Below are 10,983 nucleotides of genomic sequence, written 5' to 3' on the forward strand. Positions count from 1 at the left end.
ATCGGACACACCCCGCCTCCACCCCACAAAGGAGCTTCACAACGAGAGTGATCGAAGTATTCGCGAAGACCCGGAGGCCTTCGATTTGTTTCCAGTGCCGAGACCGGTTAGGCTTATCAGAACCGCAGTTCCGATCGCCCCCGTGGCAACTCGACTAACTTAGCACATCCGCAGGCCGTGTCAAATCGGCTTCTTCGTGATGTCGGCGCCGACGAGCTCTCGGTTCGACTGCCGTGTTCACGAGGAGCACGACGATCGTCACGATCGCCTTCCGAAGCCTTCATCCGCTCGTCGTCTCCGTTGCCGGTGACGATGTCGCTTCGAAGCCGGGACCGAAGTCCTGCAGAGGCTGTACATCTTACGCTCACGATCCGAAGCCTTCAAGAGACGAATCTCTAACAGGCGGTGGAGTGAGGGGATGGTCCCCGCTTGAGGCCGACGAACTGGTCTCGACGCTCTGCGTCCGACTCTCGCTCGCCGCTCCTTTGGGGTGACGAGGAGTTACATTACGTCGATGTTTCGCAGGGCCGCAAATCGTTCGCAGCCCGGGCGTGTCGCCTCAGGCCTCCGGTGCCACGAACGCGCCGGCGAAGCTCTTCTTGCCCCGGCGCAGCACGGCGATCCCGTCGATCAGAGGGAGGTCGCCCAGCAGGGCGGAGTCCTGGGTCACCACGGTGTTGTTCACCGAGATCCCTCCCTGGGCGATGCCCCGACGGGCCTCACCGAGGCTCGTCGCGAGTCCCGCCTCGACCACCGCCTGGATCACGGGGGTGGAGGGGTCCGCCTCGATGGTGCGCACGGCGGCGAGCGCCCCCCGGAGGATCCCGGGGTCGATCCTGTCCAGAGAGCCGCGACCGAACAGGGCGGAGGCGGCGGCCTCGACCGCGCGCGTCACGTCCTCGCCGTGCACGAGAGACGTGACCTCCCACGCGAGGGCGCGCTGCGCCTCGCGCTTGAACGGGGCCGTCGCGGTCGCCTCTGCGAGGCGCTCGATCTCGGTCCTGGGGAGGAACGTGAACACCTTGAGCCGGTCCACCACGTCGCTGTCGTCGACATTGAGCCAGAACTGGTGGAACGCGTACGGGCTCGTCAACTCGGGATCGAGCCACACGGCGTTGCCCTCGCTCTTCCCGAACTTGGTGCCGTCGGAGTTCATCACCAGCGGGGTGCCGATCGCGTGCACCGAGACCCCCTCGGTGCGGTGGATCAGATCGGTGCCGCTCGTCAGGTTGCCCCACTGGTCGCTCCCGCCGGTCTGCAGGACGCAGCCGTACTGGCGGTGGAGCTCGAGGAAGTCCAGGCCCTGCAGGATCTGGTAGCTGAACTCGGTGTAGCTGATGCCGGCGTCCGAGTTGAGACGCGCGCTGACGGCGTCCTTCTTGATCATCGTGCCGACCCGGAAGTGCTTCCCGATCTCGCGCAGGAAGTCGATCGCCGACAGCGGCGCCGTCCAGTCCAGGTTGTTCACGAGGCGCAGAGCGCTGTCCCCGTCGGTCGACAGGAACCGGGACACCTGCCGCTGGAGCTTCTCGACCCACTCGGACACGGTCTCCCGGGTGTTGAGCGTCCGCTCCGCCGTGGGGCGGGGGTCTCCGATCAGCCCCGTGGACCCGCCGACGAGACCGAGGGGGCGGTGCCCCGCGAGCTGGAAGCGCCTCATCAGGATCAGCTGGACGAGGTTGCCGAGATGCAGGCTCGGCGCCGTGGGATCGAAACCGCAGTAGTAGGTGATCGGGTCGCCGGCGAGGAGCTCCCGGAGCGCCTCTCGATCGGTCGAGACGTGCACCGAACCGCGCCAGACGATCTCGTCCCAGACGTTGTCGAAGCTCGGGTCCAGCAGGGGGTGCGAAGCGGAGCCGGTGGGTGCCTGATCGATCACCGGTCAAGGGTACCGTCGGTCGGGCGCCCACCGCGGGGTGGATCAAGCGTGGGGGCTTGATCTCCACGAATCAAGCGTGGATACTTGATAGCGGAGGTCCTCATGTTCGTCATCACAGCCGACCAGCGCGACAGCCGCCACGACTCGGACCGCGTCGACGACGCGATCGCGCGGCTGACCGCCGACAGACCCGACGACCTGGTGCTGCCTCCGGAGCGCACCGCCGGCGACGAGTTCCAGTGCGTCCTCGAATCGGCGAGCGCGGTCGTCCCCCTCGTGCTCGCGCTCCACCGCAGCGGTCATTGGAGCATCGGCCTGGGGATCGGCTCCGTCGAGCGCCCCCTCCCCCGCACCATCAGAGCCGCGACCGGCGACGCCTTCTTCGCGGCCCGGCGCGCGGTCGAGAGCGCCAAGACCAGGCCCGCGCGCTTCGCGCTCGATCCGGATGCGAGAAGCGGGTCCTTCCCGTCGGTCCCCGACGCCCAGGCGCTCTTCGATCCGCTGCTGCACCTGCGCGATGCGCGATCGGACGCCGGATGGGAGATCATCGACCTCCTCGCAGCCGGGAGCAGCCAGAAGGAGGCCGCCGCACAGCTCTCCGTGACTCCGCAGGCGGTGAGCCTCCGGGTCCGCGCGGCGAGCGCTCGGGTCGACGGACCCGCCGCGGATGCCCTCGTCCGACTGCTGACGGTGGTCGACCGTACGCTCGACCCCACCGACGGAAGGACCGAGCGATGATCCCGCCCCGCACAGCACTGAGCGACACCGTGGCCGCCACGGTGCAGGCCGCCGCCACGACCGGGGTCGTCCTCGTCCTCGTCGCGGCGCTCGTCGGGACCGTCCTCGCCCTGCAGTTGCGACGACCCGCTCTCGCGTGGATCCCCCTCGGAGGAGTCGCCGCGGCGTTCCTGCTGACGGGTCTGGGCGCGGCGGCCGCCCCCGCGCCCGTCGCGCTCCTCGTCGCCACGCTCGCCTTCGCCCTCGCGGTCCTCGGCGGCGGACCCGCCGTGCTGCTGACCCTCGATCTCGCGACCGCCGATGCGCGGGCGGGCGTCCACGGCGGCATCATGATCGCCGCTCCGCGCCCGGCGACCGCTGCTCCGACCGCCATCGGCCAGCCCATCGAGGTCCTGCGCGGAGGCATCACCATCGGTCTCCTCGAACGCCTCGCCACCGCGGGCGCTTTGATGAGCGGCATCCCCGAGGGAGTGGCCGTCGTGGTCGCCGTGAAGGGCGTCGGGCGGTTCAGCGAGCTCGCCTCGCCGGAGGCGCGCGAGCGGTTCATCATCGGCACACTCGCGAGCCTGGCGTGGGCGGCGGCGCTGGGCACGCTGGGGCGGATCTACCTGGCGGGCTGAGTCCCGCCCGGTCGCCGACGCGGCACCGCGGGCCGGTACGGCGAGACCGTCGGCTCCTCGGCGATCGAGAACCGCCACGGGAACTCGGGACCGCCTCCGGGTCCCGCCACCCCTGTCCGCGGCGTGGCCAGCACCACCACCGGAACGGATCGCGGACGCAGCTCGAACGACGCCTCGAGGGGATCGCCCGACTCCGACAGCAGGACCCCGAGCGCCTGCGCGAGTCGGGCCGGTCCTCGCGCGAGATCCCGATCCGTCGCGGTGCCCCGCCGCGTTCGCGCGAGCGCGACACCCTCCACGATCTCGCCCGCGCGCAGCAGCACGGCGGACGCGGTTCCCTCGGGAGCGCAGACGATGTTGACGCAGGTGTGCATGCCGTAGGTGAAGTACGCGTACACGGTGCCGGGAGGGCCGAACATGGGCGCGGTCCGGTCGGTGCGCCGCCGGTAGGCGTGCGAGCCGGGGTCCTCCCCCACGCCGAGGTACGCCTCGACCTCCGTGAGACGGACCGCCACCGCCCCCTCGACGGTGCGGTGCACGAGGGTGCAGCCGAGCAGATCCGGCGCGACGTCCAGCGCGGAGCGGCCCAGATCGATCGGCGGCAGCACGCTCTAGAAGAAGCTCTGGCCGGTCATCACCGTGATGAGGACGACGGCCACGATGATCACCGACGCCACGACGACGAGCGTGCGCTGCTGCCAGGGGCGCAGCGTCCGACGCTGATCGTCGTCGTCGTCGTCGCGACGCAAGGTCATCAGCGCTCCCCCCGGAGCGACGAGCGCACCACGCGCACGCGCTCGGTCAGCCGGGCGAGCTGCTCCGCGACCCGGTCCGGCGCCGTTCCGCCGACGCCGTCACGGCTCGCGACGGAGCCCTCGAGCGAGAGCACGGAGCGCACGTCGGGCGTGAGCAGCGGCGACACGGCCGAGAGGGCCTCGTCGTCGAGCTCGTCGAGACCGAGGCCGCGTTGCTCCGCCGCCTTCACGAGCTCGCCCGTGATCTCGTGCGCGTCGCGGAACGGGACGTGCTTCTTGACCAGCCATTCGGCGACATCGGTGGCGAGCGAGTAGCCCTGCGGTGCGAGCTCCGCCATGCGCTCGGTGTGGAAGGTCAGCGTCGCGATCATCCCGCTGAACGCGGGCAGCAGGACCTCGAGGGTCGTGACCGAGTCGAAGACCGGCTCCTTGTCCTCCTGCAGATCGCGGTTGTACGCGAGCGGCAGCGCCTTGAGCGTCGCGAGCAGACCCGTCAGGTTGCCGAGCAGACGGCCCGCCTTGCCGCGCGCGAGCTCGGCGATGTCGGGGTTCTTCTTCTGCGGCATGATCGAGGACCCGGTCGAGTAGCCGTCGTCGAGGGTGACGAACGCGAACTCGCGGGTGTTCCAGAGGATGATCTCCTCCGCGATCCGCGAGACGTCGACTCCGATCATCGCGGCGACGAAGGCGAACTCGGCGACGAGGTCGCGGCTCGCCGTGCCGTCGATCGAGTTGGGGACGCTCGCGGCGAAGCCGAGCTCGAGCGCCACCGCCTCGGCGTCGAGACCGAGGGTCGAGCCCGCGAGGGCTCCGGAACCGTAGGGCGAGACGTCGGCGCGGACGCCCCAGTCGCGCAGTCGCTCCAGATCGCGCAGCAGCGCCCACGCATGAGCGAGCAGATGGTGCGCGAGCAGCACGGGCTGCGCGTGCTGGAGGTGCGTGCGCCCGGGCATGATCGCGCCGGGGTGGGCCGAGGCCTGGGCGGCGATCGCGTCGATCAGCTGGACCACCTGCTCGGCGATGACGGCGGCGTGATCGCGGAGGTACATCCGCACGAAGGTCGCGATCTGGTCGTTGCGGGAGCGGCCCGCGCGCAGCTTGCCGCCGAGCTCGGGCCCCGCTTCGAGCATCAGGCCCCGCTCGAGCGCGCCGTGCACGTCCTCGTCGGAGTCCTCCGCGACGAAGCGGCCCTCGGCGACGGCGGCGCCGAGGCGCTCGAGTGCGGCCAGCATCCCGGAGAGCTCGGCCTCGTCGAGGTAGCCCGCGGCCGCGAGTGCTCGCGCGTGGGCGCGGGAGCCGGCGAGGTCGTACGCGGCCAGCTGCCAGTCGAAGTGCGTCGACTTCGAGAGAGCGGCGAGCTCGGGCGACGGGCCGCCGGCGAACCGGCCGCCCCAGAGAGCGCCGGCCTCGCCCGCGCGGGCGGAGGGTCGTTCCGTCATGGTTCTCCTCGGGGTCGGCTGTCGAGTCTACTGAGCGGCGGCGGGCTCGCCCGCGCGCTCGAGGAGCCAGACGAGGAGGGCCTTCTGCGCGTGGAGCCGGTTCTCGGCCTCGTCCCAGATCACGCTCTGCGGCCCGTCGATCACCTCGGAGGTGACCTCGTAGCCGCGGTCGGCCGGGAGGCAGTGCAGGAAGAGGGCGTCGGGGGCGGCGGCGGCCATGGTGCCCGCGTCGACCCGGTAGGCGCCGAACGTCGCGACGCGCTCCGCCTTCTCCTCCTCCTTGCCCATCGACACCCAGGTGTCGGTGATCACGATGTCGGAGCCGGCGGCTCCCTCGGCCGGATCGGTCGTCGTGGTCGCCGAGCCGCCCGTGCCCGCGGCGATGCGCTGAGCGTCGGCCAGCACGGCGGGGTCGGGAGAGTAGCTCTCGGGAGACACGATGCGCACGTGCATGCCGGCCGTGGCCCCCGCGAGCAGGTAGGAGTGCGCCATGTTGCTCGCTCCGTCGCCGAAGAAGGTCAGGGTGAGCCCGGCCAGGCGCCCGCGGTGCTCGCGGATGGTCAGCAGATCCGCGAGCAGCTGGCACGGGTGGAACTCGTCGGACAGCGCGTTGACGACGGGGACCCGCGTGCCGCGCGCCATCTCCTCGAGACCGGACTGCGCGTAGGTGCGCCAGACGATCGCGGCCACCTGCCGTTCGAGGACGCGCGCGGTGTCCGACGCGGTCTCCTTGCCGCCGAGCTGGCTGCTCGCCGTCGAGATGATCAGCGGCGACCCGCCGAGGTCGGCGATGCCGACGGCGAAGGACACCCGGGTGCGCGTCGAGGACTTGTCGAAGATCACGGCGACGGTCTGCGGGCCCTGCAACGGCGTGCGCGACCACCGGTCGCGCTTGAGCTCGAGGGCGAGGTCGAGGATCTCGGCCTGCTCGGCGGGGGTGATGTCGTCGTCGCGGAGGAAGTGGCGGGTCACGGGCGCGGGTCGCTTTCGGTGGAGGAATGGTCGGAGGTGATCGCCGCGACAGCGCGGCCGAAGCGGGCGGCGAAGTCGTCGACGTCGTCGGCGGTGATGATGAGGGGAGGCGCGAGGCGGATGCTGGTCTCGTTCGCCGCGTTGACGATCAGGCCCTCGGCGAGGGCCGCGGCGGCGAGCTCGGCCGCGACGGGCTCGGTCAGTGCGATCCCGAGGAGCAGCCCCGCTCCGCGGACGCCGCCGATCAGGGGCGAGCCGAGGGCCTCGACGGCGCGCACGATCTGCGCCCCGCGCTGCCGGGCGTTGTCGAGCAGACCGGCCCGCTCGATCTCGCCGATCACGGCTCCCGCCACCGCGGTGGCCAGCGGGTTGCCGCCGAAGGTGCTGCCGTGATGCCCCTTCTGGAACAGCTCGGACGCCCGACCGAAGGTGACCAGCGCGCCGACGGGGAAGCCGCCGCCGAGTCCCTTCGCGAGCGTGATCGCATCGGGGACGATCCCGGCTCGCTGGAAGGCGAACCAGTGGCCGGTCCGCCCCACTCCGGTCTGGATCTCGTCGACGATCAGGAGAGCGCCGTGCTGCAGGGTGAGCTCGCGAGCCCGCTCCAGGAAGCCGTCCGGGAGCGGGACGACCCCCGCCTCCCCCTGGATCGGCTCGACGACGAGCGCGGCGACCGAGCCGTCGATCGCCTGCCCGAGCGCCTCGACCGTGGCGTCGATGTGCTCGACTCCGGACGGCATCGGCTCGAACGGCGCCCGCATGGACGCCTTCGCCGTCAGCGCCAGTGCGCCCATGGTGCGGCCGTGGAACGCGCCGTGAAGTGCGAGGATCCGCGGGCGGGGGCCGCCCTGGACGTTCAACCGGGCGAGCTTGAACGCGGCCTCGTTCGCCTCCGTTCCGGAGTTGGCGAAGTAGACACGGCCCGCTTCCCCCGCTCCGCTCAGCTCGCGGAGCTTCTCGGCGAGCGCGATCTGCGGGGCGGTGGCGAAGTAGTTGGAGACGTGGGCGATCGCGCCCGCCTGACGGGCCACCGCCTCGACGAACACCGGATGGGCGTGGCCGAGCGAGTTCACCGCGATCCCACCGAGGAAGTCGAGGTACTCGCGCCCGTCGACGTCCCAGACGCGGCAGCCCTCGCCCCGCTCGAGGACGGCGAGCGGAGCGGCGAAGGTGCGCATCATCGCCGCGGCATAGCGGTCGCGCGCCTGGTCGGTGCGGGAGTCGGTGAGAACGGAGTCGGAGGACATGGCGAGCCTTTCTGAGCGAGCGGACCGGCCGAGGGGGCCGTCGGTGCGCGGATCCGGATGGATGGGCGCTCGGAGCCGGGGCCGCTGAGAGGTCAGCGGCCCGACGTTCGCTCCCGGTCGTCCGCCGGCGGGGAGGCGACGACCTCGGTGCCGACGCCCTCGCTCGTGAACACCTCGAGGAGCACGGAGTGGGGCAGACGGCCGTCGATGATCGCCGCCTTGGGGACGCCGCCCTGCACCGCGTCCAGGCACGCCGTCATCTTGGGGATCATGCCTGACTCGAGCGACGGCAGCAGGGCGATGAGCTCGTCGGAGGAGATCTGCGAGACGAGGGAGTCGCGGTTCGGCCAGTCGGAGTAGAGGCCGGGGACGTCCGTCAGGATCACCAGCTTCTCGGCGCCCAGAGCCACCGCGAGCGCGGCAGCGGCCGCATCGGCGTTGACGTTCAGCGATTGAGTCGGGTCATCGGAGTCGGGCGCGATCGAGGACACCACGGGGATGCGGCCGGCCTCGAGCTGCGCGAGCACGGCGGCCGGGTCGACCGCGACCACATCGCCCACGAGCCCCAGGTCGTGCTCGACACCGTCGAGGACGACACCGCGCCTGCGGCCGAGGAACAGCCCGGCGTCCTCTCCGGATATCCCGGCGGCCAGCGGTCCGTGCTCGTTGATCCGGCGGACGATGTCGCGGCTGATCTGCCCGGTGAGCACCATCCGGACGACCTCCATCGCCTCGGGGCTCGTCACGCGGTACCCGCCCCGGAATTCGCTCGTGATGCCGAGCCTGTCCAGCATCCGCGTGATCTGGGGTCCTCCCCCGTGCACGACGACCGGCCGGATGCCGGCGTAGCGCAGGTAGACGATGTCCTGCGCGAAGGCGCGCTGCAGCTCCTCCGACACCATGGCGTTGCCGCCGAACTTGATCACCATCGTGCGGCCGTGGAAGCGCTTCAGCCAGGGCAGCGCCTCGATGAGCGTGCCCGCCTTCGCGCCCGCGTCGGCGCGCAGGGCGATGCCCTCCGCCTCGGTGTGCGTGTCGTGGTCCATGTCCGCCTCAGCTCGAGTAGGCCGAGTTCTCGTGCACGTAGTCGTGCGTGAGATCGTTCGTCCAGATGGTCGCGGTGGCCACTCCCGCATGCAGGTCGATGTCGACCGAGACCGCCCGCGGAGCGAGATCGACCAGGTCGCGGCTCTCGAAGGGCTCGCCGGCGCGGCAGACCTGCACCCCGTTGATCGCGACGTCGATGCCGTACGGGTCGAACTCGGCGTCGGTCGTTCCGACAGCCGCCAGGACGCGGCCCCAGTTCGGGTCGTTGCCGAAGATCGCGGCCTTGAAGAGATTGCTGCGGGAGACCGCGCGGGCGACGACCACGGCCTCGTCCTCGCTCGCGGCGTTCAGCACGCGGATCGCCACGTCGTGCGCGGCTCCCTCCGCATCGGCCTGGAGCTGGAGCGTCAGGTCGCGGCAGACCTCGGTGAGGGCGGCGGCGAACACGTCGACGGCGGGGCGCACCCCGCTCGCTCCGCTGGCGAGCAGAGCGACGGTGTCGTTCGTCGACATGCAGCCGTCGGAGTCGAGCCGGTCGAAGGTCACCCGCGTGGACGATCGCAGTGCCGCGTCGAGTTCGGCGGAGTCGAGGACGGCGTCGGTCGTGATCACCACGAGCATCGTCGCGAGGCCCGGAGCCAGCATGCCGGCGCCCTTGGCCATGCCGCCGATGCTCCAGCCGTCGTCCGAGCGGACCGTCGACTGCTTGGGCACGGTGTCGGTGGTCATGATGGCGCGGGCGGCGTCCTCGCCCGCCTCGGCGCCGGTCGCACCGGCGAGGACCGCCGCCGCGTCCGTTACTCCGCCGGTGATCTTCGCGAGGTCGAGCTGATCGCCGATCAGCCCGGTCGAGCAGACCAGGACGTCACCCGCCGCGACCTCGAGCAGCTCGCCGACGAGCTCGGCCGTGCGGTGCGTCACCTGGAAGCCCTGCGACCCGGTGTAGCAGTTGGCGCCGCCGGAGTTGAGCACGATCGCGGACACGACTCCGTCTCGCATCACCTGCTCGCTCCAGAGCACGGGGTTCGCCTTGCACCGGTTGCTCGTGAAGACGGCGGCCGCGCTCTGCAGCGGCCCGAGGTTGCGGACGAGCGCGATGTCGCGCGCTCCGGTCGACTTGAGCCCCGCGACGACGCCGGCCGCCTCGAAACCCGCTGCTGCTGTGACGCTCACGGAGCGACTCCGTTCACGCTGAGGCCCAGGGACTCCGGGAGGCCCAGGGCGATGTTGGTGGACTGGATCGCCGCGCCCGCGGTGCCCTTCACGAGGTTGTCGATCGCGGTCACCGCGACCACCCTGCGGGCGCGCTCGTCGACGCCGATGCCGACCAGGGCGGTGTTCGCCCCGACGACGTCGGCCGTCCGCGGGAACACGCCCTCGGGCAGCAGCTGGACGAAGGTCTCGTCCGCGTAGGCCGCCTCCCAGGCGGCGCGCACGTCGTGCGCGGACACCCCGGGTGCGAGCCGCGCCGTCGACGTGGCGAGGATGCCCCGGGACATCGGCACGAGCACCGGGGTGAAGGAGATCGACACGGGGCCGGCGCCCGCGAGCACGAGGTTCTGCCGGATCTCGGGGTTGTGGCGGTGAGCGCCGCCGAGCCCGTAGGCGTGGGCGGAGCCGAGGAGCTCGCTCGCGAGCAGATCCGTCCGCAGGGTCTTGCCCGCGCCGGAGGGGCCGACCGCCAGCACGGAGACGAGATCGCCGGGCTCGATCACGCCGGCGTGCAGACCGGGAGCGAGACCGAGGGTGACGGCGGTGACGTTGCAGCCGGGCACCGCGATCCGCCGCACACCCTCGAGGAGCTCGCGCTGCTTGCGTCCGCCGCCGCCGATCAGTAGCTCGGGGAGTCCGTACGGCCACGCACCGGCGAACTCGCCGCCGTAGTAGTCGGCCCAGTCCTGCTCGTCGCTCAGCCGGTGGTCGGCGCCGCAGTCCACCACGAGCACGTCCTCGGGCAGCGTGGCGGTGATCTCTCCCGACCGGCCGTGCGGCAGGGCGAGGAACACGACGTCGTGACCGCTGAGGTTCTCGGTCGTGGTGTCGACCAGCGTCAGGTGACGCAGCGACCGGAGGTGCGGCTGGAGAGCGATCAGAGGCTGGCCGGCGTTCGCGTGCGCCGTGACTGTGCGCACCTCGAACTCGGGGTGATCGGCGAGCAGGCGCAGCAGCTCGCCGCCCGCGTATCCGCTCGCACCGGCCACCGCCACGGAAAAAGTCATGCCCGACAGCCTAGTCCGTGCGGGCGACGCGATCGGTCCGGCCGCCTGCCCCGCAGGGTCGGACGGC

The 10,983-nt window shown here is 71.4% G+C and carries 11 protein-coding genes; 2 read left to right on the forward strand and 9 right to left on the reverse strand.

Annotated elements, in window-relative coordinates:
• Window positions 1-559 precede the first annotated feature (559 nt).
• Complete coding sequence (gene tyrS / locus ASF46_RS10245; protein WP_157602431.1) at window positions 560-1,879, reverse strand: tyrosine--tRNA ligase; 1,320 nt, start codon at window positions 1,877-1,879, stop codon at window positions 560-562.
• 102 nt (window positions 1,880-1,981) lie between these two features.
• Here tyrS and ASF46_RS10250 point away from each other — a divergent pair, with 102 nt between their 5' ends.
• Together ASF46_RS10250 and ASF46_RS10255 are read left to right on the forward strand one after the other, a co-directional pair.
• Window positions 1,982-2,617, forward strand: coding sequence for a hypothetical protein (locus ASF46_RS10250; protein WP_056867551.1), 636 nt, complete (start codon window positions 1,982-1,984; stop codon window positions 2,615-2,617).
• A complete protein-coding gene (locus ASF46_RS10255; protein ID WP_056867552.1) occupies window positions 2,614-3,237 on the forward strand; it encodes a hypothetical protein in 624 nt (207 codons plus the stop codon). The genes ASF46_RS10250 and ASF46_RS10255 overlap by 4 nt, the downstream gene beginning before the upstream one ends.
• On the opposite strand, the gene ASF46_RS10260 is transcribed toward ASF46_RS10255, so the two are convergent.
• From ASF46_RS10260 to argC, 8 genes are all read right to left on the reverse strand, one after another.
• Window positions 3,222-3,845, reverse strand: coding sequence for a DNA-3-methyladenine glycosylase (locus tag ASF46_RS10260; protein ID WP_056867553.1), 624 nt, complete (start codon window positions 3,843-3,845; stop codon window positions 3,222-3,224). The two genes, ASF46_RS10255 and ASF46_RS10260, sit on opposite strands and share 16 nt — an antisense overlap.
• Window positions 3,846-3,848: 3 nt before the next feature.
• The gene (locus ASF46_RS19145) at window positions 3,849-3,992 is read right to left on the reverse strand and encodes a hypothetical protein (RefSeq protein WP_157602434.1); all 144 of its coding nucleotides are present in this window, start codon (window positions 3,990-3,992) and stop codon (window positions 3,849-3,851) included.
• The gene (gene argH / locus ASF46_RS10265; protein ID WP_056867554.1) at window positions 3,992-5,431 is read right to left on the reverse strand and encodes an argininosuccinate lyase; all 1,440 of its coding nucleotides are present in this window, start codon (window positions 5,429-5,431) and stop codon (window positions 3,992-3,994) included. Before argH ends, ASF46_RS19145 begins: the two co-directional genes overlap by 1 nt.
• Before the next feature lie 27 nt (window positions 5,432-5,458).
• Entirely contained in the window at window positions 5,459-6,403 is a 945-nt protein-coding gene (argF, locus tag ASF46_RS10270; protein ID WP_056867555.1) for an ornithine carbamoyltransferase, read from the reverse strand.
• Entirely contained in the window at window positions 6,400-7,650 is a 1,251-nt protein-coding gene (locus ASF46_RS10275; RefSeq protein WP_082485427.1) for an acetylornithine transaminase, read from the reverse strand. Before ASF46_RS10275 ends, argF begins: the two co-directional genes overlap by 4 nt.
• 92 nt (window positions 7,651-7,742) lie before the next feature.
• A complete protein-coding gene (argB, locus tag ASF46_RS10280; RefSeq protein ID WP_056867556.1) occupies window positions 7,743-8,696 on the reverse strand; it encodes an acetylglutamate kinase in 954 nt (317 codons plus the stop codon).
• Between the two features lie 7 nt (window positions 8,697-8,703).
• On the reverse strand, window positions 8,704-9,870 hold the full coding sequence (gene argJ / locus ASF46_RS10285) for a bifunctional glutamate N-acetyltransferase/amino-acid acetyltransferase ArgJ (RefSeq protein ID WP_056867557.1): 1,167 nt from the start codon (window positions 9,868-9,870) through the stop codon (window positions 8,704-8,706).
• Window positions 9,867-10,916 carry an N-acetyl-gamma-glutamyl-phosphate reductase gene (gene argC / locus ASF46_RS10290; RefSeq protein WP_056867558.1) on the reverse strand — a complete coding sequence of 350 codons (1,050 nt, stop codon included), beginning with the start codon at window positions 10,914-10,916 and terminating at the stop codon, window positions 9,867-9,869. Before argC ends, argJ begins: the two co-directional genes overlap by 4 nt.
• Window positions 10,917-10,983: the final 67 nt, after the last annotated feature.

The organism is Rathayibacter sp. Leaf296 (assembly GCF_001423045.1).
GTDB classification, from domain to species: Bacteria; Actinomycetota; Actinomycetes; order Actinomycetales; family Microbacteriaceae; genus Rathayibacter; species Rathayibacter caricis.